Source organism: Pseudomonas capeferrum, from assembly GCF_000731675.1.
Taxonomy (GTDB): domain Bacteria; phylum Pseudomonadota; class Gammaproteobacteria; order Pseudomonadales; family Pseudomonadaceae; genus Aquipseudomonas; species Aquipseudomonas capeferrum.
In genome coordinates this window covers 772,346-794,012 of record NZ_JMIT01000002.1, presented here as the reverse complement: position 1 = coordinate 794,012, position 21,667 = coordinate 772,346, and the positions used below count along the sequence as shown (strand labels likewise).

At 62.6% G+C, this 21,667-nt stretch carries 24 protein-coding genes; 15 read left to right on the top strand and 9 right to left on the bottom strand.

What is annotated here, in order from left to right; genetic code table 11:
* Positions 1–58: 58 nt before the first annotated feature.
* The 5 genes from lptB to PC358_RS16110 are packed head-to-tail and all read right to left on the bottom strand — an operon-like array spanning position 59 to position 3,376.
* Positions 59–784: an LPS export ABC transporter ATP-binding protein gene (lptB, locus tag PC358_RS16130; protein ID WP_033701098.1), complete on the bottom strand. Its 726-nt coding sequence runs from the start codon at positions 782–784 to the stop codon at positions 59–61.
* On the bottom strand, positions 785–1,309 hold the full coding sequence (gene lptA, locus PC358_RS16125; protein WP_033701097.1) for a lipopolysaccharide transport periplasmic protein LptA: 525 nt from the start codon (positions 1,307–1,309) through the stop codon (positions 785–787).
* Positions 1,296–1,868 carry an LPS export ABC transporter periplasmic protein LptC gene (gene lptC / locus PC358_RS16120; RefSeq protein WP_033701095.1) on the bottom strand — a complete coding sequence of 191 codons (573 nt, stop codon included), beginning with the start codon at positions 1,866–1,868 and terminating at the stop codon, positions 1,296–1,298. The genes lptA and lptC overlap by 14 nt, the downstream gene beginning before the upstream one ends.
* A gap of 8 nt (positions 1,869–1,876) precedes the next feature.
* Positions 1,877–2,401 carry a KdsC family phosphatase gene (locus tag PC358_RS16115; RefSeq protein ID WP_033701094.1) on the bottom strand — a complete coding sequence of 175 codons (525 nt, stop codon included), beginning with the start codon at positions 2,399–2,401 and terminating at the stop codon, positions 1,877–1,879.
* Positions 2,402–3,376 carry a KpsF/GutQ family sugar-phosphate isomerase gene (locus tag PC358_RS16110; RefSeq protein ID WP_033701093.1) on the bottom strand — a complete coding sequence of 325 codons (975 nt, stop codon included), beginning with the start codon at positions 3,374–3,376 and terminating at the stop codon, positions 2,402–2,404. It lies immediately after the preceding gene.
* Between the two features lie 248 nt (positions 3,377–3,624).
* Between PC358_RS16110 and PC358_RS16105 the strand changes: the two genes are divergently transcribed.
* From PC358_RS16105 to hisC, 10 genes are all read left to right on the top strand, one after another.
* Positions 3,625–4,434 (top strand): ATP-binding cassette domain-containing protein, encoded by an 810-nt coding sequence (locus PC358_RS16105; protein WP_033701092.1) that lies wholly within the window; start codon positions 3,625–3,627, stop codon positions 4,432–4,434.
* A complete protein-coding gene (mlaE, locus tag PC358_RS16100) occupies positions 4,434–5,231 on the top strand; it encodes a lipid asymmetry maintenance ABC transporter permease subunit MlaE (protein ID WP_033701089.1) in 798 nt (265 codons plus the stop codon). The genes PC358_RS16105 and mlaE overlap by 1 nt, the downstream gene beginning before the upstream one ends.
* A complete protein-coding gene (gene mlaD, locus PC358_RS16095; RefSeq protein WP_016501327.1) occupies positions 5,231–5,716 on the top strand; it encodes an outer membrane lipid asymmetry maintenance protein MlaD in 486 nt (161 codons plus the stop codon). The genes mlaE and mlaD overlap by 1 nt, the downstream gene beginning before the upstream one ends.
* A 9-nt stretch (positions 5,717–5,725) precedes the next feature.
* A complete protein-coding gene (locus PC358_RS16090; RefSeq protein WP_033701088.1) occupies positions 5,726–6,373 on the top strand; it encodes an MlaC/ttg2D family ABC transporter substrate-binding protein in 648 nt (215 codons plus the stop codon).
* A complete protein-coding gene (locus PC358_RS16085; protein WP_033701086.1) occupies positions 6,370–6,672 on the top strand; it encodes an STAS domain-containing protein in 303 nt (100 codons plus the stop codon). The genes PC358_RS16090 and PC358_RS16085 overlap by 4 nt, the downstream gene beginning before the upstream one ends.
* Positions 6,673–6,791: 119 nt before the next feature.
* Entirely contained in the window at positions 6,792–7,031 is a 240-nt protein-coding gene (locus tag PC358_RS16080; protein ID WP_003255121.1) for a BolA family protein, read from the top strand.
* 23 nt (positions 7,032–7,054) lie between these two features.
* On the top strand, positions 7,055–8,320 hold the full coding sequence (gene murA / locus PC358_RS16075) for a UDP-N-acetylglucosamine 1-carboxyvinyltransferase (RefSeq protein WP_033701085.1): 1,266 nt from the start codon (positions 7,055–7,057) through the stop codon (positions 8,318–8,320).
* 170 nt (positions 8,321–8,490) lie between these two features.
* The gene (gene hisG, locus PC358_RS16070) at positions 8,491–9,126 is read left to right on the top strand and encodes an ATP phosphoribosyltransferase (RefSeq protein WP_033701084.1); all 636 of its coding nucleotides are present in this window, start codon (positions 8,491–8,493) and stop codon (positions 9,124–9,126) included.
* 136 nt (positions 9,127–9,262) lie between these two features.
* The gene (gene hisD, locus PC358_RS16065) at positions 9,263–10,588 is read left to right on the top strand and encodes a histidinol dehydrogenase (RefSeq protein ID WP_033701083.1); all 1,326 of its coding nucleotides are present in this window, start codon (positions 9,263–9,265) and stop codon (positions 10,586–10,588) included.
* Between the two features lie 2 nt (positions 10,589–10,590).
* Positions 10,591–11,637, top strand: coding sequence for a histidinol-phosphate transaminase (hisC, locus tag PC358_RS16060; RefSeq protein WP_033701082.1), 1,047 nt, complete (start codon positions 10,591–10,593; stop codon positions 11,635–11,637).
* Between the two features lie 87 nt (positions 11,638–11,724).
* Here hisC and PC358_RS16055 read toward each other — a convergent pair whose 3' ends face one another.
* Positions 11,725–12,906 carry an alkaline phosphatase family protein gene (locus PC358_RS16055; protein WP_033701081.1) on the bottom strand — a complete coding sequence of 394 codons (1,182 nt, stop codon included), beginning with the start codon at positions 12,904–12,906 and terminating at the stop codon, positions 11,725–11,727.
* Between the two features lie 138 nt (positions 12,907–13,044).
* Between PC358_RS16055 and PC358_RS16050 the strand changes: the two genes are divergently transcribed.
* The 4 genes from PC358_RS16050 to PC358_RS16035 all read left to right on the top strand — a co-directional run bounded on the left by PC358_RS16050 (position 13,045) and on the right by PC358_RS16035 (position 15,945).
* Positions 13,045–13,695 carry a FadR/GntR family transcriptional regulator gene (locus PC358_RS16050; protein ID WP_033701080.1) on the top strand — a complete coding sequence of 217 codons (651 nt, stop codon included), beginning with the start codon at positions 13,045–13,047 and terminating at the stop codon, positions 13,693–13,695.
* 13 nt (positions 13,696–13,708) lie between these two features.
* The gene (locus PC358_RS16045) at positions 13,709–14,989 is read left to right on the top strand and encodes a CynX/NimT family MFS transporter (RefSeq protein ID WP_033701078.1); all 1,281 of its coding nucleotides are present in this window, start codon (positions 13,709–13,711) and stop codon (positions 14,987–14,989) included.
* Positions 14,990–15,157: 168 nt separating this feature from the next.
* Positions 15,158–15,646 carry a nuclear transport factor 2 family protein gene (locus PC358_RS16040; RefSeq protein ID WP_033701076.1) on the top strand — a complete coding sequence of 163 codons (489 nt, stop codon included), beginning with the start codon at positions 15,158–15,160 and terminating at the stop codon, positions 15,644–15,646.
* A gap of 17 nt (positions 15,647–15,663) precedes the next feature.
* A complete protein-coding gene (locus PC358_RS16035) occupies positions 15,664–15,945 on the top strand; it encodes a GIY-YIG nuclease family protein (protein WP_033701075.1) in 282 nt (93 codons plus the stop codon).
* An 18-nt stretch (positions 15,946–15,963) separates the two neighbouring features.
* Here PC358_RS16035 and yejK read toward each other — a convergent pair whose 3' ends face one another.
* Positions 15,964–16,971 carry a nucleoid-associated protein YejK gene (gene yejK, locus PC358_RS16030; RefSeq protein WP_033701074.1) on the bottom strand — a complete coding sequence of 336 codons (1,008 nt, stop codon included), beginning with the start codon at positions 16,969–16,971 and terminating at the stop codon, positions 15,964–15,966.
* Between the two features lie 394 nt (positions 16,972–17,365).
* Here yejK and PC358_RS16025 point away from each other — a divergent pair, with 394 nt between their 5' ends.
* Positions 17,366–17,647 (top strand): HU family DNA-binding protein, encoded by a 282-nt coding sequence (locus PC358_RS16025; protein WP_003255106.1) that lies wholly within the window; start codon positions 17,366–17,368, stop codon positions 17,645–17,647.
* Between the two features lie 52 nt (positions 17,648–17,699).
* Here PC358_RS16025 and rlmF read toward each other — a convergent pair whose 3' ends face one another.
* Entirely contained in the window at positions 17,700–18,650 is a 951-nt protein-coding gene (gene rlmF / locus PC358_RS16020; protein ID WP_033701072.1) for a 23S rRNA (adenine(1618)-N(6))-methyltransferase RlmF, read from the bottom strand.
* 163 nt (positions 18,651–18,813) lie between these two features.
* Positions 18,814–21,660 (bottom strand): valine--tRNA ligase, encoded by a 2,847-nt coding sequence (locus tag PC358_RS16015; protein WP_033701070.1) that lies wholly within the window; start codon positions 21,658–21,660, stop codon positions 18,814–18,816.
* Positions 21,661–21,667 lie beyond the last annotated feature (7 nt).

Genomic DNA, 21,667 nt, shown 5'->3' with positions numbered 1-21,667 from the left:
CGTAACAACTTAAACCCCGTCAAGGGTTATTTGCCGGTGCTCCAGGTGCGTCCCGGGGTCAGAGTCGGAACTCGTGACCCAGGTAAACCTCTTTGACCAGGTCGTTGGCCAGGATGGTCTCGGCATCGCCTTCGGCGATCAGTCGGCCATCATTGACGATATAAGCGGTTTCGCAGATATCCAAGGTCTCGCGCACGTTGTGGTCGGTGATCAGTACACCGATGCCCTTGGCCTTGAGATGGTGGATGATCTGCTTGATGTCGCCGACCGAAATCGGGTCGACACCCGCGAAGGGTTCGTCCAGCAGGATGAACTTCGGTGCGGTTGCCAAGGCCCGGGCGATCTCGACGCGGCGGCGTTCGCCACCCGAGAGGCTCATGCCGAGGTTGTCGCGGATGTGGCTGATATGGAATTCCTGCAGCAGGCTTTCCAGCTCCTTGCGGCGGCCGTCGCGGTCGAGTTCCTTGCGGGTCTCGAGGATCGCCATGATGTTGTCGGCCACCGACAGCTTGCGGAAGATCGAAGCTTCCTGCGGCAGGTAGCCGATACCGGCGCGGGCGCGACCGTGCATGGGCTGGTGGCTGACATCGAGGTTGTCGATCAGCACGCGCCCTTGCTCAGCCTGGACCAGGCCGACGATCATGTAGAAGCAGGTGGTCTTGCCGGCGCCGTTGGGGCCGAGCAGGCCGACGATCTGGCCACTGTCGATCGACAGGCTGACATCGCGCACGACCTGCCGACCCTTGTAGCTCTTGGCCAGGTGCTGGGCTTTAAGGGTTGCCATTTACTCGGCCTTCTTCTTGGGCTGGATCACCATGTCGATACGCTGACGCGGTGTAGTCACGTTGCCACCGCGACCGGCGGTCGCCACCTGGGTCTGGGTGTTGTAGACGATTTTCTCGCCTTCGGTGGTGTTGCCTTCGTTTTCGACCTTGGCGCGGTCGGTGAGGATCACCAGGTCCTTCTGCGACTGGTACTGGATAGTCACACCCCAGCCCTTCATCTTGTCCGGCTTGGCGGCGCTCTGTTGCTGCTCGAAGTAGGCCAGGTTGCCTACCGAGGTCACCACGTCGATATCGCCGGTGGCGGAGCGGGTGATGGTCACGGTGTTGCCAGTGATTTTCATCGAGCCCTGGGTGATGATCACATCGCCGGTGTAGGTGGCCACACCCTGCTTGTCGTCCAGATGGGCATTGTCGGCCTGGATACGGATCGGCTGATCACGGTCGTTCGGCAGTGCGAAGGCGCTCGCGCTTCCCAGTGCTGCGCTCAGGCTGAGCAAAAGGGGGAGGGTTTTAACGAGCCTCATACTGTCCTCTTACGTTAGAGAGCAGGTCCATCCTGCCTTCTTTCAAATACGCTTTCATTCCTTTGCCCGTAGTTGTGCCACCGGCGCCGTCGATTCTAACGGCTTGCTCGGTCTGCGCATATTGCTTCTGCGGGAACACGGTCATGCGTGAGCTGGTAATGATGGTCTCACGCTGCTTTTCGTCGGTGCGGGCAACGCGTACCTGGTCGATCAGCTCGACCTCGGTACCGTCCGGGTTGACCTCGGCGCGGGCGCTCTGCACGTGCCATGGGTACTCGGTGCCGCGGTACATATGCAGGTCGGGCGTGGTCAGCAGGGTGATTTCGCTGGCCTTGAGGTGCTCGACCTTGTCGGCGGTCATTTCATACTGCAGTTTGCCGTCGGGCAAGAATTGCAGGCTGTGGGCGTTGGTCGCGTAGTAGTCGATAGCGCTATCGTCGACCTGGCTCACCGGCTTGTCGAGGAAGCTTTCCGGGCTGACGTTCCAGTAGCCGATCGCCACCAGCAGGGCGGCGATGACCCCGAGCAGCGCAAAGTTGCGGACTTTCTTGCTGAACATGGGCAGCCTTACAGGTAGTTGGCGTTGGCAGCGTCCAGGGTGCCCTGGGCCTGCATGATCAGTTCGCAGAATTCACGGGCGGCCCCTTCGCCGCCGCGCGCCTGGGTCACGCCCTGGGCGTGCTGGCGAACGAACGGCGCGGCGTTGGCTACCGCCATGCCCAGGCCCACGCGGCGAATCACCGGCAAGTCTGGCAGGTCGTCGCCCAGATAGGCGACCTGATCATAGCTTAGGCCCAGTTCGGCGAGCAGGCCGTCAAGAACCACCAATTTGTCCTCGCGGCCCTGGAAAAGGTGAGGAATACCGAGGTTCTTCGCGCGGCGCTCGACCACCGGGGTCTTGCGCCCGCTGATGATTGCGGTGGTTACGCCCGAGGCCATGAGCATCTTGATGCCCTGGCCATCGAGGGTGTTGAAGGTCTTGAATTCGCTGCCATCTTCGAGGAAATAAAGGCGACCGTCGGTGAGCACGCCGTCGACGTCGAACACCGCCAGCTTGATGGCCTTGCCCCGTTGCATGAGGTTCTGGTTCATTTACATCACTCCGGCGCGCAGCAGATCGTGCATGTTGAGGGCACCGGTCGGCCGGTCGTCGCGGTCCACGACCACCAGGGCGCCGATCTTGTGGTCTTCCATGATCTTCAGGGCTTCGGCAGCGAGCATCTCGGCGCGGGCAGTCTTGCCGTGCACGGTCATCACGTCGTCGATCAGCGTGGTGTGCACGTCGATATTGCGATCGAGGCTGCGGCGCAGGTCGCCGTCGGTGAACACCCCGGCCAGGGTGCCATTGGCTTCGACGATCACGGTCATGCCCAGGCCTTTGCGGGACATTTCAAGGAGTGCGTCCTTGAGCAGGGTGCCGCGTGCCACCTGGGGCAGTTCGTCGCCGGTGTGCATGACATTCTCGACCTTGAGCAGCAGGCGACGGCCCAGCGCGCCACCGGGGTGCGAGAAGGCGAAGTCCTCGGCAGTGAAGCCGCGGGCTTCGAGCAGGGCGATCGCCAGGGCATCGCCCAGTACCAGCGATGCCGTGGTGGAGGAGGTCGGCGCCAGGTTCAGCGGGCAGGCCTCCTGGGCAACACGGGCGTCGAGGTTGACCTCGGCGGCCTGGGCCAGGGGCGAATCAGGGTTGCCGGTGAGGCTGATCAGCTTGATGCCCAGGCGCTTGATCAAGGGCAGCAGTGTGACGATTTCGGCGGTGCTGCCGGAGTTCGACAGGGCCAGGATGACATCGTCGCGAGTGATCATGCCCATGTCGCCATGGCTGGCTTCGGCCGGATGCACGAAAAACGCAGGCGTGCCAGTGCTGGCCAGGGTGGCGGCGATCTTGTTGCCGATGTGCCCGGACTTGCCCATGCCGACCACGACGACCCGGCCCGTGCTTGCCAGGATCAGTTCGCAGGCCTTGACGAAATTGTCGTCGATGCGCGCCAACAGGGCCTCTACGGCCTCGAGTTCCAGGCGCAAGGTGCGTTGGGCGGATTGGATCAGCTCGCTGGATTGGCTCATGTCGAAAAAGCAATGCCTGATGAAAAGGCGGCGATTATAGCCGCAATGAAAGAAACCCTCACCCTTTCGATTGCTGTGACGAATGTCATCAAAGCCTGTCTCAGGGCTGAACGACTCGCTCCCCGGCCTTGGGGCGGCGCTGTCAGCGGTGCTATAGTTCGCCGCTATTCGGCCTGCCACGGGCGCGTGTGCCTTCAAGAAGAGGGCCGGCGTCCATTAGGACGAGGCTGCACTAGCAAGGAGTCTAGATGAGTGTGGATAGCGCCTACGCGGTCGAGTTGAAGGGGGTATCCTTCAAGCGCGGTTCGCGCAGCATTTTCAGCAATGTCGACATCCGCATCCCGCGCGGCAAGGTCACCGGCATCATGGGGCCATCGGGTTGCGGCAAGACCACGTTGCTACGCCTGATGGGCGCGCAGTTGCGCCCGTCCGGTGGTGAGGTGTGGGTAGCGGGGCAGAATCTGCCGACGCTGTCGCGCAGCGACCTGTTCGACGCGCGCAAGCAGATGGGCGTGCTGTTTCAGAGTGGCGCGCTGTTCACTGACCTCGATGTGTTCGAGAACGTCGCCTTCCCGCTGCGCGTGCATACCCAGCTGTCGGAAGAAATGATCCGTGACATCGTGCTGATGAAGCTGCAGGCCGTGGGCCTGCGCGGAGCCATCGACCTGATGCCCGACGAGCTGTCCGGTGGCATGAAGCGCCGGGTGGCGTTGGCCCGTGCGATTGCCCTGGACCCGCAGATCCTCATGTATGACGAGCCGTTCGTCGGCCAGGACCCGATCGCCATGGGCGTATTGGTGCGCCTGATCCGCCTGCTCAACGATGCACTGGGCATCACCAGCATTGTCGTTTCCCACGACCTGGCCGAAACCGCCAGCATTGCCGACTATATCTACGTGGTCGGTGATGGTCAGGTGCTGGGGCAGGGCACGCCCGACGAACTGATGGGCTCGGACAACCCGCGTATTCGCCAGTTCATGAAGGGCGATCCGGACGGTCCGGTACCCTTCCACTTTCCCGCGCCTGATTACCGCGCCGACCTGCTGGGGGCGCGTTGATGCGCAGAAAATCCTTACTCGAACGTGTTCGCCTGTTCGGTCGCTCGGCGATCGACGTGGTGGCGGTGCTCGGGCGTTCCTGCCTGTTCCTGTTTCACGCGCTGGTCGGGCGTGGCGGCATTGGCGGTGGTTTCCAGCTGCTGACCAAGCAGCTGTATTCGGTGGGCGTGCTGTCGCTGGCGATCGTTGCCGTGTCCGGTGTGTTCATCGGCATGGTGCTGGCGCTGCAGGGTTACAGCATCCTGACCAAGTACGGTTCGGAGCAGGCGGTCGGGCAGATGGTTGCCTTGACCCTGCTGCGTGAGCTCGGGCCGGTGGTGACCGCCTTGCTGTTCGCTGGCCGTGCGGGCTCCGCGCTGACCGCCGAGATCGGCAACATGAAGTCCACCGAGCAGTTGTCTAGCCTCGAGATGATTGGCGTCGACCCGCTCAAGTACATCATCGCGCCGCGATTGTGGGCCGGTTTCATCTCGCTGCCGCTGTTGGCGCTGATCTTCAGCGTGGTCGGCATCTGGGGTGGTTCGTGGGTCGCAGTCGACTGGCTGGGCGTGTACGAGGGCTCGTTCTGGGCCAACATGCAGAACAGTGTTTCCTTTACCGACGACGTGTTGAACGGCTTGATCAAGAGCCTGGTGTTCGCCTTCGTCACCACCTGGATTGCCGTGTTCCAGGGGTACGACTGTGAGCCCACCTCAGAAGGGATCAGCCGCGCCACCACCAAGACCGTGGTCTATGCCTCGTTGGCAGTCCTGGGTCTGGACTTTATTCTGACCGCCTTGATGTTTGGAGATTTCTGATGCAAAACCGCACCCTGGAAATCGGTGTCGGCCTGTTCCTCCTGGCCGGGATCCTGGCGCTGCTGCTGCTGGCCCTGCGTGTCAGCGGGCTGTCGGCCAGCCCGAGCAGTGATACCTACAAAGTTTATGCGTACTTCGACAATATCGCCGGTTTGACGGTCAGAGCTAAAGTGACCATGGCCGGTGTGACGATCGGCAAGGTCACCGCCATCGATCTGGACCGTGATTCCTACACCGGTCGGGTGACGCTGCAGCTGGACAAGACCGTCGACAACCTGCCGACCGACTCCACTGCCTCGATCCTGACCGCCGGGTTGCTGGGCGAGAAGTACATCGGCATCAGCGTGGGCGGCGAAGATCAGGTGCTCAAGGATGGCGCGACCATCCACGACACCCAGTCGGCCCTGGTGCTGGAAGATCTGATTGGCAAGTTCCTGCTCAACTCCGTTGGCAAGGAACCGAAAGAAGCGCAACCGGCTAATTAAGGAGTTTCCATGATTTCGATCCTGCGACGTGGCCTGCTGGTCCTGCTGGCGGCCTTCCCCCTGCTGACCCTGGCGGCACAGACGCCCCACGAGGTGGTTCAAGGCACGACCAACGAACTGCTGGGTGACCTCAAGGCCAACAAGGAGCAGTACAAGTCCAACCCCAGCGCCTTCTACGATGCGCTCAACCGCATCCTCGGCCCGGTGGTGGACGCTGACGGTATTTCGCGCAGCATCATGACCGTCAAGTACTCGCGCAAGGCCACGCCTGAGCAGATGCAGCGCTTCCAGGAAAACTTCAAGCGCAGCCTGATGCAGTTCTATGGCAACGCCCTGCTGGAATACAACAACCAGGGCATCGTCGTCGATCCTGCCAAGGTCGATGACGGCAAGCGTGCCAGCGTCGGCATGAAGGTGACGGGCAACAACGGTGCCGTGTATCCGGTGCAGTACACCCTGGAGAACATCGCCGGCGAGTGGAAGGTGCGTAACGTCATCGTCAACGGCATCAACATCGGCAAGCTGTTCCGTGACCAGTTCTCCGACGCCATGCAGCGCAACGGCAACGACCTGGATAAAACCATCGACGGCTGGGCAGGCGAAGTGGCCAAGGCCAAGCAGGAAGCCGATCAATCGTCCGATAAGGTCGTGAAATGAGTGAAACCGGCGTAAGCATGGCCGAGCCGGGCGTACTGCGCCTGGCAGGCGTGCTGGACTATCGCAGTGGCCCGGCCTTGCGCAAGCAAGGCAAGGCGCTGGTCGAGGCTTCCAAAGAGCCGCGCCTGATCCTCGATTGCTCGGCGGTGGACAAGTCGTCGAGCGTCGGCCTGTCGCTGCTGCTGGCGTTCATCCGCGATGGCCAGGCCACTGGCAAGGTCTGCGAAGTGCGTGGAATGCCCGAAGACATGCGGGAGATTGCCGAGGTCTACGACCTCGATGAAGTGCTGGCCAGCTGATGGCCTGACACGGATGGATGGCCCCTCGGTCAGCGCAAACCTTCAGTGGGCTTCGCAGGCGAGGGGCTTTTTTGTATGATGGCCGACCCGTGCGCATCGGGCGCCGATTGAGGTTGAGCATGCAGGCCGTAGAAGTTAAAAGCTTCCTTGAAGAAAAATTGCCGGGATCCCGGGTCGAAGTTGAAGGCGAAGGCTGCAACTTCCAGTTGAACGTGATCAGCGACGAGTTGGCTGGCCTGAGCCCGGTCAAGCGTCAACAGGCGATCTATGCTCACCTTAATCCCTGGATCGCCAATGGCAGCATCCATGCGGTAACCATGAAATTTTTCAGCAGCGCAGCCTGGGCTGAGCGCACCTGAGCCAACTTGGCGGCGAGACTCCAATGGACAAACTGATTATTACTGGCGGTGCTCGCCTTGACGGCGAGATCCGCATTTCGGGCGCGAAGAACGCGGCCCTGCCGATTCTGGCGGCGACCCTGCTGGCTGACGGCCCGGTCACCGTGGGCAACCTGCCGCACCTGCACGACATCACCACTATGATCGAGCTGTTCGGGCGCATGGGCATCGAGCCTGTGATCGACGAGAAGCTGTCGGTGGAAATCGACCCGCGTACCATCAAGACGCTGGTCGCGCCGTACGAGCTGGTCAAGACCATGCGCGCCTCGATCCTGGTGCTGGGCCCTATGGTCGCGCGCTTCGGCGAGGCCGAAGTGGCTCTGCCTGGCGGTTGCGCCATCGGCTCGCGCCCTGTCGACCTGCACATCCGTGGCCTGGAAGCCATGGGTGCGAAGATCGAAGTCGAAGCCGGCTACATCAAGGCCAAGGCCCCTGAAGGTGGCTTGCGCGGTGCGCACTTCTTCTTCGATACCGTCAGTGTGACCGGTACCGAGAACATCATGATGGCCGCAGCCCTGGCCAAGGGTCGCAGCGTACTGCAAAACGCCGCGCGCGAGCCTGAAGTGGTCGACCTGGCCAACTTCATCAACGCCATGGGCGGCAAGATTCAGGGCGCCGGCACCGACACCATCACCATCGATGGCGTCGAGCGCCTTCACTCGGCCACCTACCGGGTCATGCCAGACCGTATCGAGACCGGTACCTACCTGGTCGCCGCTGCCGTCACCGGTGGCCGCGTCAAGGTCAAGGACACCGACCCGACCATCCTTGAAGCAGTACTGGAAAAACTCAAGGAAGCGGGCGCCGACATCAACACCGGCGAAGACTGGATCGAGCTGGACATGCACGGCAAGCGGCCCAAGGCTGTGAACCTGCGTACCGCGCCTTACCCGGCGTTCCCGACCGACATGCAGGCGCAGTTCATCTCGCTCAACGCCATCGCCGAAGGCACTGGCGCGGTGATCGAGACGATCTTCGAAAACCGCTTCATGCACGTCTACGAAATGCACCGCATGGGCGCGCAGATCCAGGTCGAAGGCAACACGGCCATCGTCACGGGCGTCAAGGCGCTCAAAGGTGCACCGGTAATGGCCACCGACCTCCGTGCTTCGGCCAGCTTGGTGCTGTCGGCACTGGTTGCCGATGGCGATACCCTGATCGATCGCATCTACCACATCGACCGTGGTTACGAGTGCATCGAAGAAAAACTGCAGATGCTGGGCGCGAAGATCCGTCGCGTACCGGGTTAAGAGTCTGCAGGGGCAGGGTGTGGGAGCGGGCTTGCCCCGCGAAGCAGCCACCGCGGTTATGGCACCGGCTTTGCCGGTGTTCGCGGGGCGAGCCCGCTCCCACACACGAATTGTATGCGACCGGGCTTGACGCCCGGTCGGCAGTAGCCGCTTAAGGACCGACGTTTCCCATGTTGACCATCGCGCTATCCAAAGGCCGAATTCTCGACGATACCCTGCCATTGCTGGCCGAGGCCGGTATCGTGCCGACCGAGAACCCGGACAAGAGCCGTAAACTGATCATCCCCACTACGCAGGACGACGTGCGCCTGCTGATCGTGCGTGCCACCGACGTGCCGACCTATGTCGAGCATGGTGCCGCCGACTTGGGTGTGGCTGGCAAGGACGTGCTGATGGAGTACGGCGGCCAGGGCCTGTACGAGCCGCTGGACCTGCAGATCGCCTGCTGCAAGTTGATGACCGCTGGCGTGGTTGGTGCACCCGAGCCCAAGGGCCGCCTGCGCGTAGCCACCAAGTTCGTCAACGTTGCCAAGCGTTACTACGCCGAGCAAGGCCGTCAGGTCGATATCATCAAGCTGTATGGCTCGATGGAGCTGGCCCCGCTGATCAACCTCGCCGACAAGATCATCGACGTGGTCGACACCGGCAACACCCTGCGCGCCAATGGCCTGGAGCCACAGGAAATGATCGCCACGATCAGTTCGCGCCTGGTGGTCAACAAAGCCTCCATGAAGATGCAGCATGCCCGGATCCAGAGCCTGATCGACACCCTGCGCAAAGCTGTCGAATCGCGACACCGCGGCTAAGACTCTCTACCTCCTGCGCGCGACCTCCGCTGTCGCGCCCGTCTATCCGCGTCATAGCCACTTTTCTCAGGTGCCCGCGCGGATGGACTGGTAGCCTAGGGCGCCTGAGCATTCGCTAATAATCGAGGCCCTCGCCATGACCGTGTCCACTGCAATTGCCCGTCTCAACGCCGCTGATCCGGATTTCGCCCGACATCTGGATCATCTGCTGAGCTGGGAAAGTGTGTCTGATGACGCGGTCAACCAGCGCGTGCTCGACATCATCAAGGCCGTGCGCGAGCGTGGCGATGCGGCGCTGGTGGAGTTCACCCAGCGTTTCGATGGTGTTCAGGCCACCCGCATCGAAGACCTGATCCTGGGCCGTGAGCGCCTTGAGCTGGCGCTGACCCGCATCACCCCGGCGCAGCGTGAGGCCCTGGAAAAGGCCGCCAACCGTGTGCGTATCTACCACGAGCGGCAGAAGCAGGACTCGTGGCAGTACACCGAAGCCGACGGCACCGTGCTGGGCCAGAAGGTCACGCCGCTGGACCGCGCCGGCCTGTATGTGCCCGGCGGCAAGGCGTCGTACCCGTCCTCGGTGCTGATGAACGCCATCCCGGCCAAGGTCGCAGGTGTGACCGAAGTGGTGATGGTGGTACCGACCCCGCGTGGCGAGGTCAATGAACTGGTCCTGGCAGCAGCCTGCATTGCCGGTGTCGACCGCGTGTTCACCGTCGGCGGTGCCCAGGCCGTCGCCGCCCTGGCGTATGGCACCGAGAGCGTGCCGCAGGTGGACAAGATCGTCGGCCCCGGCAACATTTATGTGGCGACTGCCAAGCGCCACGTGTTCGGCCAGGTCGGTATCGACATGATCGCCGGCCCTTCGGAAATTCTCGTGGTGTGTGACGGCCAGACCGACCCGGACTGGATCGCCATGGACCTGTTCTCCCAGGCCGAGCACGATGAAGACGCCCAGGCCATCCTGGTCAGCCCGGATGCCGAGTTCCTCGACCGCGTCGCCGCCAGCATCGACAAGCTGCTGCCGACCATGGAGCGCGCCGAGATCATCGAGAAGTCGGTCAATGGCCGCGGCGCGCTGATCCAGGTGCGTGACATGCAGCAGGCCATCGAAGTGGCCAACCGGATCGCCCCCGAGCACCTGGAGCTGTCGGTCGCAGACCCGCAAGCCTGGCTGCCGCAGATCCGCCACGCCGGCGCGATCTTCATGGGCCGCCACACCAGCGAAGCGCTGGGTGACTACTGCGCAGGCCCCAACCATGTGCTGCCGACGTCCGGCACTGCGCGCTTTTCTTCGCCACTGGGGGTGTATGACTTCCAGAAACGTTCGTCGATCATCTTCTGCTCCGAGCAGGGCGCGTCCGAGCTGGGCCACACCGCCTCGGTCCTGGCCCGTGGCGAGTCGCTGACGGCCCACGCCCGCAGCGCCGAATACCGTATCCTGACCCAAGCCAAGGGGAACTGAGCATGAGTCGATTCTGGAGCCCCTTCGTCAAGGACCTGGTGCCTTACGTGCCGGGCGAGCAACCCAAGCTGGCCCGCCTGGTCAAGCTCAACACCAATGAAAACCCTTATGGCCCGTCGCCCAAGGCGCTGGAAGCCATGCGTGGCGAGCTGAACGACAACCTGCGCCTGTACCCGGACCCGAACGGTGACCGGCTCAAGCAGGCGGTGGCCGAGTACTACGGGGTAACCCCTGGCCAGGTGTTCGTCGGCAACGGTTCGGACGAAGTGCTGGCGCACATCTTCCACGGTCTGTTCCAGCACGACGCGCCGCTGTTGTTCCCGGACATCAGCTACAGCTTCTACCCGGTCTACTGCGGCCTGTATGGCATCGCCTTCGAGCAGGTGGCGCTGGACGAGCAGTTCCAGATCCGTGTCCAGGACTACAACAAGCCTAACGCTGGCATTATCTTCCCCAACCCGAACGCGCCCACCGGCTGCCTGATGCCATTGCAGGCGGTCGAGCAACTGCTGCAAGCCAACCGTGATTCGGTAGTGGTGGTGGATGAAGCCTACATCGACTTTGGTGGCGAGACGGCCATCAGCCTGGTGGACCGCTATGACAACCTGCTGGTCACCCAGACCCTGTCCAAGTCGCGCTCGCTGGCGGGTTTGCGCGTTGGCCTGGCGGTCGGCCACCCGGACCTGATCGAGGCGCTGGAGCGGATCAAGAACAGCTTCAACTCCTACCCGCTGGACCGTGCCGCGATCGTCGGTGCGGCCGTGGCGTTCGAAGACCGTGCCTACTTCGAAGAAACCTGCCGCAAGGTGATCGACAGCCGGGAAGTGCTGGTCGAGCAACTGACTGCCAAGGGCTTCGAGGTGCTGCCGTCGGCGGCCAACTTCATCTTCGCCCGTCACCCGCAACAGGATGCGGCCGAATTGGCGGCGCGCCTGCGTGAGCAGGGGGTGATCGTGCGGCACTTCAAGCAGGCGCGGATTGCCCAGTTCCTGCGCATTACCATCGGTACCCCGGAAATGAACCAGGCATTGCTCGATGCGCTGAACTGATCAGGCAGGCTCAAGCAGCCGTCCGCTTTGATCGAACCCCGCCTGGCACTGGCTGCCAGGCGGGGTTTTTCATTCAGGGCGCAACGTTCAGTAGGCCACTTCCTCGATGTTGTAGGGTTGGCCGGCAGGCCTGTTGCGCACCGCCACCGGGGTGGCATCAAGTACCAGCACGTAGTCGTTGACGGTATCCATGCCGTCCGGGTCGGTCCATTGCCCGGCCGCGGCCGGTACTTGTGCAACCACATGCCCGTTCTTGAGGATGGTCAGGTAGCCCTTGGCGCTGCTGTGCCAGCGTAGACGCGCATTGGCTTCATCGGCCCTGGCCTTGCGCGCACCTGCCTTACCCAGCAGGGGGGGGCCGTCCAGTAGCCACTGGGCTTGCAGCGCCTGGCCCATGTGGCGCAGGACGGTGGGCGCCACCGAGGTCTGCGCGGCAAGGCAATAAAGGTTGTTTGGCCCGGGGTTTTCTTCTGGGAGGATGGGCTCGGTCAGCTCTTCGTTCATCGGTTTGTTGCTGGCGATGAAGGTGGTCTTTTCCTGCTCGGTGACGCCACCATGGCCCTTGCCCCGATAGTCGCGGCCATGGTCGGTACTGACAATCACCAGCCAGTCTTCTTGCGGGTGATTGAGGCGCCGTTCGTCGACCTTGTCCAGCAGTCTCCCCAGCCGGTTATCGGCATTGCGCAGTGCCTGTTGGTAGCGCTCGCCGAAGCCTGCAGCGTGGCCGGCTTCATCAGGTTCGCCCAGCTCAATGAAGGTGAAGTCGGCAGGCGTGCTGCCGAGAATCTGCAGTGCTCGCAGGGTGACCTGTTCATCGGACAAGCCGCTTTCGCGCACATCGTTGCCATGGGCATCTTCGAGCAAAAATGCGGTGTTGATGGGCGACCTGTGCACCACACTGGCGAGGTAGGCCGTCGGCAGTGCCTCACGCAGCCGCTTGAACAAGCTGGGAAATGCCGGGTCGACCCGCAGCGACTCGGCATTGGAGTCAACGCCATGCTTGTTGCTCCAGACCCCAGTGAGCAAGGTGACCCAGCCTGGGCCGCTGAGGGTGGGCTGCTCGCTGGCCTTGCCGGTGATGCCGCCGGTATAGGTGTACGCGTAATACAGACGTTGCTTCAGGTGGGTGGCATCGCCCAATGCCTCGTACTGTTCGAATTGCACACCTTGGATGCCGACGATCAGGGTTTTCGGTTCAGGCCCTTTTTGCGCGGGGCCGCAACCTGCCAGCAAGGCCAACGTCAGCAGAAGCAAGGCTGATGGTCGCATGGAGAGGCATCCTTGGAAGGTACAGCGAGCGTTGCAATAAAGTGCGCTGCTCACAACTGGCAGAAATACCAGGTGGTTTGCCGTCCAGAGCGCCATCCATTAAGCTTCGGTAATTCATCGGATGATTGGTTGAATGTGATGAGCGTAGCGTTGACCAAGCGTTCCCTGGTCGAACTCGCCGTGGAGCGCATGCGTGAGCGCATCCTTCAGGGCGACTGGCAGGTAGGGCAGCGACTGCCGACCGAGCCTGAGCTGGCCCAGGCGCTGGGCATCAGCCGCAACACCGTGCGTGAGGCCATGCGTGTGCTGGCGTTCAGTGGCCTGGTTGAGATCAGGCAGGGCGATGGCAGTTATCTGCGTGCTGTGCAGGACCCGCTGTTGGCTGTGCAGGCGATGTCGCGTTGCACGCCTGAACAGGCGCGGGAAACCCGCCATATCCTCGAGACCGAGGCCATCGGCCTGGCGGCGTTGCGCCGCACCGACGCAGACCTGAAGGCGCTGCGTGAAGCCCTTGAAGGCAGTGCCGGGCACTTTCACGGCGACATCGATGCCTACGTGACCTGCGACCTGGTGTTCCACCAGCGCCTGGTCGATGCCGCCCACAACCCTGCATTGAGTGAGTTGTACCGGTATTTCTCCGGTGTGGTAGCGGCAGCGCTGCAACACAACATGACCACCGTCCCACGCTGCCAGTCCACGTTCGATCTGCACGGGGAAATCCTCGATGCCATCGAACAACGTGATGCGGAGCGGGCCAAGCGCCTGAGCCGCACCCTCATCGAATCCTGACCCAGAGAAGGCCATGGCTGAATCCATCACCCGTAGCACCCCCACCGGCGAGCGGGAACTCGACGAACTGTTGATCGACGCCGAAGCCGATGACGAGCAGGTTCAGCAGCAGCCTGTGCTGCTGCGCAGGCCCTGGCTGTTGCTGCTGGGCCTGGTGCTGGTGGCGCTGAACCTGCGCCCGGCGTTGTCGAGCATGGCCCCGGTACTCGGCCTGGTTTCCGAGGGCTTGGGCCTGAGCGCGTCGCAGGCGGGCCTGCTGACCACCTTGCCGGTGCTGTGTCTGGGCTTGTTTGCGCCGCTGGCGCCGGTCCTGGCGCGGCGTTTTGGCAGTGAGCGGGTGATTTTCGGCATTCTCCTCACCTTGGCCTTGGGCATTGTGGTGCGCAGCGCGTTTGGGACGGCCGGGGTATTCTTGGGCAGCCTCATGGCCGGCGCCAGTATTGGCATCATCGGCGTGCTGTTGCCGGGCATCGTCAAGCGCGATTTCCCGCAGCACGCCGGGACGTTGACCGGCGTGTACACCATGGCCCTGTGCCTGGGCGCAGCCATGGCAGCCGGCGCCACGGTGCCCCTGGCTCAACGCTACGAGGGCAGTTGGGCGCTGGGGCTAGGCTTCTGGGCGGTGCCGGCACTGCTGGCCATGCTCGTCTGGATACCGCAGGCGCGCCAGGGGCACGGCCTGCACAAGGTTGCTTATCGGGTGCGTGGCCTTTGGCGCGACCCCTTGGCCTGGCAGGTGACCTTGTACATGGGCCTTCAGTCATCGCTGGCCTATATCGTCTTCGGCTGGTTGCCGTCGATTCTGATTGGCCGCGGCCTGACCCCGACCGAGGCGGGGCTGGTGTTGTCGGGGTCGGTGATCGTGCAATTGGTCAGCTCGCTCAGTGCGCCTTGGCTGGCAACACGCGGCAAGGATCAGCGCCTGGCTATCGTGATCGTCATGCTGGTTACCTTGGCCGGCCTGTTCGGTTGCCTGTATGCGCCGATTTCAGGGCTGTGGGGCTGGGCTGTACTGCTGGGCCTGGGGCAGGGCGGCACCTTTGCCCTGGCGCTGACGTTGATCGTGCTGCGTTCGAAAGATGCGCATGTGGCGGCGAACCTGTCGAGCATGGCACAGGGGGTAGGGTACACCCTGGCGTCGATGGGGCCGTTTGCAGTGGGCCTGGTGCACGATATGACCGGTGGCTGGGCGGCAGTGGGGTGGATTTTTGCCGTGCTGGGCATAGGTGCTATTGGTTTCGGGCTTGGCGCAGGGCGCGCGTTGCATGTGCAGGTGACCAGCGAAAAAGTCTGATGCTGATTCTGTCCATGCTGGCCCTTTCGCGGGGCAAGCCCGCTCCCACAATTGAAGTTTGTGAAGTACTTGTGGGAGCGGGCTTGCCCCGCGAAAGGGCCAGCACTGGCGCAAGCGCAGCGGGCAGATTATCTTGCATCCTTCTATTCCCAGGACGGACCTGCCCTCATGAGCGATGCCAACCGCGACCTGATCACCCGCTTCTACCAGGCCTTCCAGCGCCTGGACGCCGAGGCTATGGTGGCCTGCTACAGCGACGACATCGTGTTCAGCGACCCGGTCTTCGGCACCCTGCGCGGTCAGGATGCCTGCGATATGTGGCGGATGCTGACCACGCGCGCCAAGGGCTTCACCCTGAAGTTCGACAACGTTCGCGCGGATGCGCACAGTGGTAGCGCGCACTGGGTCGCGAGCTACCTGTTCAGCCAGACCGGCCGCACCGTGGTCAACGATATCCAGGCGCGGTTTGTCATCCGTGACGGGTTGATCTGTCAGCATGACGACAGTTTCGACCTCTGGCGCTGGTCGCGTCAGGCACTGGGCTCGCCAGGTGTGCTGCTCGGCTGGACGCCGCTGTTGCAGAACAAGGTACGCCAGCAGGCGTTCAAGGGGCTGCGGGCTTACCAGCACCAGCAGGGCAACGTACCCACTCCGTGACGCAAAGAGCAGCTGTCGTGAGCGAAGAAGTACCGAATCAGGCCGTCAAACCCTGGTATGTCTACCTGGTGCGTGCGGCCAATGGGTCGCTGTACTGCGGGATCAGTGACGACCCGCAGCGGCGCTTTCTGGCGCATCAGAAGGGGCAGGGCGCGCGTTACTTCAAGACCAGCCCGGCGCAGGCGCTGGTGTATGTTGAGCAGTGGCCGGACAAAGGCGAAGCGTTGCGCCAGGAGCGCCTGGTGAAGCGGCTGCGCAAGTCGGCCAAGGAGGCGCTGGTGGCGTCCTATCAGATTTAGAGTGCGCCCCCGCCGATATCAATCTTTACGCCGCTTCAACTGGTCCACCAACTGCGTCGGCAGCCCCTTGATGATCAAGGTGCCCGCCACTTCGTCATACTCCACCTTGTCCCCCAGCAAATGCGCCTCGAAGCTGATCGACAGCCCTTCGGCACGCCCGGTGAAGCGGCGAAACTGGTTAAGGGTGCGTTTATCCGCAGGGATTTCCGGCGACAGGCCGTAGTCCTTGTTGCGAATGTGATCGTAGAACGCCTTGGGGCGGTCCTCATCGATCAGGCTGGACAGCTCGTCCAGGGCAACCGGCTCGCCCAGCTTGGTCTGGCTGGTGGCGTAGTCGACCAGGGTCTGGGTCTTCTCGCGGGCCGACGCTTCGGGCAGGTCCTCGCTCTCGACAAAGTCGCTGAAGGCCTTGAGCAGGGTGCGGGTTTCGCCGGGGCCGTCGACGCCTTCCTGGCAGCCGATGAAGTCACGGAAGTAGTCGGAGACTTTCTTGCCGTTCTTGCCCTTGATGAATGAGATGTACTGCTTGGAGTTCTGGTTGTTCTTCCACTCGGACAGGTTGATGCGCGCTGCCAGGTGCAACTGGCCGAGGTCCAGGTGGCGCGATGGCGTCACGTCGAGTTCGGCGTTCACTGCCACGCCTTCGCTGTGATGCAGCAGGGCGATGGCCAGGTAGTCGGTCATGCCTTGCTGGTAATGGGCAAACAGAATGTGCCCGCCGGTGGAGAGGTTGGACTCTTCCATCAGCTTTTGCAGGTGTTCGACGGCTACACGGCTGAACGCGGCGAAGTCTTTTTCCGCATCCAGGTACTGCTTCAGCCAGCCACTGAGTGGGTAGGCGCCCGACTCACTGTGGAAGAAGCCCCACGCTTTGCCTTGCTTGGCGTTGTAACTGTCGTTGAGGTCGGCCAGCAGGTTTTCGATGGCATCTGAGGCGCCAAGCTCGGTGTCGCGTGCATGCAGCACGGCGGGGCTGCCATCGGGCTTCTTGTCGATCAGGTGAACGATGCAATGACGAATTGGCATGAAGTCCTCGGCGAGTCTGGGGCGGTGCACGGCCGCGCTGCAAAAGTCGTCCAGTTTACCCCAGAGACAAGGCGATGCAGTGGCCGGATGTTGGCAGAAATGCCGGTTGTTCGTTTTTTGTTCAGTTTTTTGCGTTTTAAGCCAAAACCCCTGAAAAACCTGCATTAAATCGATGTGCGCAGCGGATATTTATCTATTCCTGTGGTAGCTTTGCGCGGTCTTGCGCCCCTCGTGTGGCGCATTGCTGGCAGCACGCTAGCGTCGTGTCGAACCAAACGCCGATTTACGTATCTACATACCCGAATTGGCGCGGCCCTCCAGAATTCAGGGGCTGGCCCGATCACGTCGTAGCTCGCTGCATAACTACTGAATTTGATAGGGAAGGAACATCACCATGGCATTGACCAAAGACCAACTGATTGCCGACATCGCCGAGTCGATCGCCGCGCCAAAAGCCACCGCCAAGAACGCACTGGAGCAACTGGGCCAGATCGTTGCTGACCAACTGGAAAACGGCGCTGAAATCACCCTGCCAGGCATCGGCAAGCTGAAAGTCTCCGAGCGTCCTGCCCGTACCGGCCGCAACCCTTCGACTGGCGCTGCCATCGAAATCGCTGCCAAGAAAGTCGTCAAGTTCGTCCCAGCCAAAGTGCTGACCGATGCCATCAACAAGTAATTGTTGAAGCGTTGACCAAACCGCGTCCGGCTTGCCCGAACGCGGTTTTTTTTCATCCTTGCGTTTTGCGTCGCGCGTGCCAGGCCTGGCGAGCGTTGTCGTCCTGGAAGCTCCAGGCGACCATGCGGCTCTGCTTTTGCCCTTGGCCCATTTCGACAATGCGCACAGCCTTGGCGCCGGCCTTTTTCAGCGCCGCTTCGATGCCTGGCAGGTTGCTGGCCTTGGACACCAGGCTGGTGAACCACAGCACGCTTGCGCCGTACTGCGCGCTTTCTCCGACCAATTGGGTCACGAAGCGGATCTCGCCACCCTCGCACCACAGTTCGTTGTTCTGGCCGCCGAAATTGAGCACGGGCAGTTTGCGCTTGGGGTCCTGCTTGCCCAGGTTCTTCCACTTGCGCTGGCTGCCGCGGGTGGCCTCCTCGCGTGAAGCATGGAAGGGCGGGTTGCACAGGGTCAGGTCGAAGCGCTCGTCGTCCTGCAGCAAGCCGCTGAGGATGTGCGTGCGGTTGGCCTGTTGGCGCAAGCTGATGGCTTTGTTCAGGCCGTTGGCCTGGACGATGGCCTTGGCCGAAGCCAATGCCACGGGGTCGATGTCCGAGCCCAGGAACCGCCAGCGGTAGTCGCTGTGGCCGATCAGCGGGTAGATGCAGTTGGCCCCCACGCCGATATCCAGTACGCGTATCTGGGCGCCTTTGGGGATCTCGCCGGCGTTGTCATCGCCCAGCAGGTCGGCGAGCACGTGGATGTAGTCGGCGCGCCCGGGGATGGGTGGGCACAGGTAGTCGGCGGGGATGTCCCAGTGCTGGATGCCGTATTGGGCCTTGAGCAGAGCGCGGTTGAACACCCGTACCGCTTCGGGGTTGGCAAAGTCGATGCTGGGCTTGCCGTGCGGGTTGGTGATGGTGAAGCGGGCCAGGTCGGGGTGGGCCTTGATCAGGCTGGGGAAGTCGTAGCGACCCTGGTGGCGGTTGCGCGGGTGCAGGGTGGGTTTTTCGGTCATGGTCGGATCCGGTGTTGCAGGCCGTGGGGCTGCTTTACAGCCCTTTCGCGACACAAGGCCGCTCCTACAGGATAGCGGCGCCCTTCAAACCGGCGCCGTCCCTGTAGGAGCGGCCTTGTGTCGCGAAAGGGCCGCAAAGCGGCCCCAGCGGTCTATCAGATTGTTACAGCGCAGCAATACGCGCATGCTGCTCGGTGAAGTTGGCCAGGGCCTGTTCGGACTCGGCCAGCTTGGCGCGTTCCTTTTCGATCACCGCAGGCGGTGCCTTGTCGACGAACGCCGCGTTGGACAGCTTGCCGCCGACGCGCTGGACTTCACCCTGCAGACGCTGGATCTCCTTGTTCAGGCGAGCCAGTTCGGCGTCCTTGTCGATCAAGCCGGCCATGGGCACCAGCACCTGCAGATCGCCCACCAGCGCGGTGGCCGACAGTGGCGCTTCGTCGGCATCGCCGAGCACGGTGAACGACTCGACTTTGGCCAGCTTCTTCAGCAGGGCTTCGTTTTCCTGCAGGCGACGCTGGTCATCGGCATTGGCGTTCTTCAGGAACAGTGGCAGCGGCTTGCCCGGGCCGATGTTCATTTCGGCGCGGATGTTGCGCAGGCCGACCATCAGTTCCTTGAGCCACTCGATGTCGCCTTCGGCGGCAGCATCGATGCGGCTTTCGTTGGCCACCGGCCACGGCTGCAGCATGATGGTCTTGCCCTGGACGCCGGCCAGCGGCGCGATGCGCTGCCAGATTTCTTCGGTGATGAACGGCATGAACGGGTGTGCCAGGCGCAGTGCCACTTCCAGCACACGCACCAGGGTGCGACGGGTGCCGCGGGCGCGCTCGACGGGGGCGTTCTCGTCCCACAGCACCGGCTTGGACAGCTCCAGGTACCAGTCGCAGTACTGGTTCCAGATGAATTCGTACAGGGCCTGGCTGGCCAGGTCGAAGCGGAACTGCTCAAGCTGGCGGGTCACTTCGGCTTCGGTACGCTGCAACTGCGAGATGATCCAGCGGTCGGCCAGCGAAAGCTCGCAGGCTTCGCCGTTCTGGCCGCAGTCCTCGCCCTTGTCCAGCACGTAGCGGGCGGCGTTCCAGATCTTGTTGCAGAAGTTGCGGTAGCCTTCGACGCGGCCCATGTCGAACTTGATGTCGCGACCGGTGGAAGCCAGCGAGCAGAAGGTGAAGCGCAGGGCATCGGTACCGTAGCTGGCGATGCCTTCAGGGAACTCGGCCTTGGTCTGCTTGGCGATCTTCTCGGCAAGCTTGGGCTGCATCATGCCGCTGGTGCGTTTTTCCAGCAGGGCGTCGAGGGTGATGCCGTCGACGATGTCCAGCGGGTCAAGGACGTTGCCCTTGGACTTGGACATCTTCTGGCCCTGGCCGTCCCGCACCAGGCCGTGTACGTACACGGTCTTGAACGGAACCTGCGGGGTGCCGTCCTCGTTCTTGATCAGGTGCATGGTCAGCATGATCATGCGCGCAACCCAGAAGAAGATGATGTCGAAGCCGGTCACCAGCACATCGGTGGAGTGGAACTTCTTGAGGAACTCGGTCTGTTCCGGCCAGCCCAGCGTGGAGAAGGTCCACAGGCCCGAGCTGAACCAGGTGTCCAGCACGTCATCGTCCTGACGCAGGGCAACGTCGGCGCCCAGGTTGTGCTTGGCACGTACTTCAGCCTCGTCGCGGCCGACATAGACCTGGCCGGCCTCGTCGTACCAGGCCGGGATGCGGTGGCCCCACCACAGCTGGCGGCTGATGCACCAGTCCTGGATGTCGCGCATCCAGGAGAAGTACATGTTTTCGTACTGTTTGGGCACGAACTGGATGCGGCCATCTTCCACGGCAGCGATGGCAGGCTCTGCCAGCGGCTTGGTGGAGACGTACCACTGGTCGGTCAGCCACGGTTCGATGACGGTGCCCGAACGGTCGCCTTTCGGCACTTTCAGGGCGTGGTCGTCGATGCTGACCAACAGGCCCTGGGCGTCCAGGTCGGCGACGATCTGCTTGCGCGCGACAAAGCGGTCGAGGGTGGCGTACTGGGCGGGCAGGGTGGTGTCGACCTGCTCGTTGACGCTGCCGTCGAGGTTGAAGGCCTGGGCACTGGCCAGGACCATCGCATTCTTGTCGAAGATGTTCAGCAGCGGCAGGTTGTGGCGCTTGCCGACTTCGTAGTCGTTGAAGTCGTGAGCCGGGGTGATTTTCACACAGCCGGTGCCGAATTCAGGGTCGCAATAATCGTCGGCGATGATCGGGATGCGGCGGCCGACCAGCGGCAGCTCGACGAACTTGCCGATCAGGGCCTGGTAGCGTTCGTCGGTCGGGTTGACCGCGACAGCCGCATCACCCAGCAGGGTTTCCGGACGCGTGGTGGCAACCACCAGGTAGTCCTTGCCCTCGGCGGTCTTGGCGCCGTCGGCCAGCGGGTAGCGCAGGTTCCACAGGTGGCCCTTCTCGTCGTGGTTTTCCACTTCGAGGTCGGAGATTGCCGTGTGCAGCTTGGTGTCCCAGTTGACCAGGCGCTTGCCGCGGTAGATCAGGCCGTCTTCGTGCAGGCGCACGAAGGCTTCCTTGACCGCTTCGGACAGGCCATCGTCCATGGTGAAGCGCTCACGGCTCCAATCGACCGACGAGCCCAGGCGGCGGATCTGACGGCTGATGTTGCCGCCGGACTGATCCTTCCACTCCCAGACTTTTTCCAGGAACTGTTCGCGGCCCAGGTCATGACGGCTCTGGCCTTTGGCTTCGAGCTGACGCTCGACCAGCATCTGCGTGGCGATACCGGCGTGGTCGGTACCCGGCTGCCACAGGGTGTCGCGACCCTGCATGCGGCGGAAGCGGATCAGGGCGTCCATGATCGCGTTGTTGAACCCATGGCCCATGTGCAGGCTGCCGGTGACGTTCGGCGGTGGGATCATGATGGTGTAGGACTCGCCTGCACCTTGTGGAGCGAAATAGTTCTCGGACTCCCAGGTGTTGTACCAGGAAGTTTCGATGGCGTGCGGCTGGTAGGTCTTATCCATGCGCGGC

Coding starts and splice junctions, on each gene's coding strand:
- lptA (WP_033701097.1), bottom strand. CDS start 1,309: ATGAGGCTCGTTAAAACCCTCCCCCTTTTGCTCAGCCTGAGCGCAGCA.
- rlmF (WP_033701072.1), bottom strand. CDS start 18,650: ATGACCGAAAAACCCACCCTGCACCCGCGCAACCGCCACCAGGGTCGC.
- hisC (WP_033701082.1), top strand. CDS start 10,591: ATGAGTCGATTCTGGAGCCCCTTCGTCAAGGACCTGGTGCCTTACGTG.
- murA (WP_033701085.1), top strand. CDS start 7,055: ATGGACAAACTGATTATTACTGGCGGTGCTCGCCTTGACGGCGAGATC.
- PC358_RS16090 (WP_033701088.1), top strand. CDS start 5,726: ATGATTTCGATCCTGCGACGTGGCCTGCTGGTCCTGCTGGCGGCCTTC.
- hisD (WP_033701083.1), top strand. CDS start 9,263: ATGACCGTGTCCACTGCAATTGCCCGTCTCAACGCCGCTGATCCGGAT.
- PC358_RS16025 (WP_003255106.1), top strand. CDS start 17,366: ATGGCATTGACCAAAGACCAACTGATTGCCGACATCGCCGAGTCGATC.
- PC358_RS16015 (WP_033701070.1), bottom strand. CDS start 21,660: ATGGATAAGACCTACCAGCCGCACGCCATCGAAACTTCCTGGTACAAC.
- PC358_RS16085 (WP_033701086.1), top strand. CDS start 6,370: ATGAGTGAAACCGGCGTAAGCATGGCCGAGCCGGGCGTACTGCGCCTG.
- PC358_RS16115 (WP_033701094.1), bottom strand. CDS start 2,401: ATGAACCAGAACCTCATGCAACGGGGCAAGGCCATCAAGCTGGCGGTG.
- lptB (WP_033701098.1), bottom strand. CDS start 784: ATGGCAACCCTTAAAGCCCAGCACCTGGCCAAGAGCTACAAGGGTCGG.
- PC358_RS16105 (WP_033701092.1), top strand. CDS start 3,625: ATGAGTGTGGATAGCGCCTACGCGGTCGAGTTGAAGGGGGTATCCTTC.
- PC358_RS16110 (WP_033701093.1), bottom strand. CDS start 3,376: ATGAGCCAATCCAGCGAGCTGATCCAATCCGCCCAACGCACCTTGCGC.
- PC358_RS16050 (WP_033701080.1), top strand. CDS start 13,045: ATGAGCGTAGCGTTGACCAAGCGTTCCCTGGTCGAACTCGCCGTGGAG.
- hisG (WP_033701084.1), top strand. CDS start 8,491: ATGTTGACCATCGCGCTATCCAAAGGCCGAATTCTCGACGATACCCTG.
- mlaE (WP_033701089.1), top strand. CDS start 4,434: ATGCGCAGAAAATCCTTACTCGAACGTGTTCGCCTGTTCGGTCGCTCG.
- mlaD (WP_016501327.1), top strand. CDS start 5,231: ATGCAAAACCGCACCCTGGAAATCGGTGTCGGCCTGTTCCTCCTGGCC.
- PC358_RS16045 (WP_033701078.1), top strand. CDS start 13,709: ATGGCTGAATCCATCACCCGTAGCACCCCCACCGGCGAGCGGGAACTC.
- PC358_RS16055 (WP_033701081.1), bottom strand. CDS start 12,906: ATGCGACCATCAGCCTTGCTTCTGCTGACGTTGGCCTTGCTGGCAGGT.
- lptC (WP_033701095.1), bottom strand. CDS start 1,868: ATGTTCAGCAAGAAAGTCCGCAACTTTGCGCTGCTCGGGGTCATCGCC.
- PC358_RS16040 (WP_033701076.1), top strand. CDS start 15,158: ATGAGCGATGCCAACCGCGACCTGATCACCCGCTTCTACCAGGCCTTC.
- PC358_RS16080 (WP_003255121.1), top strand. CDS start 6,792: ATGCAGGCCGTAGAAGTTAAAAGCTTCCTTGAAGAAAAATTGCCGGGA.
- yejK (WP_033701074.1), bottom strand. CDS start 16,971: ATGCCAATTCGTCATTGCATCGTTCACCTGATCGACAAGAAGCCCGAT.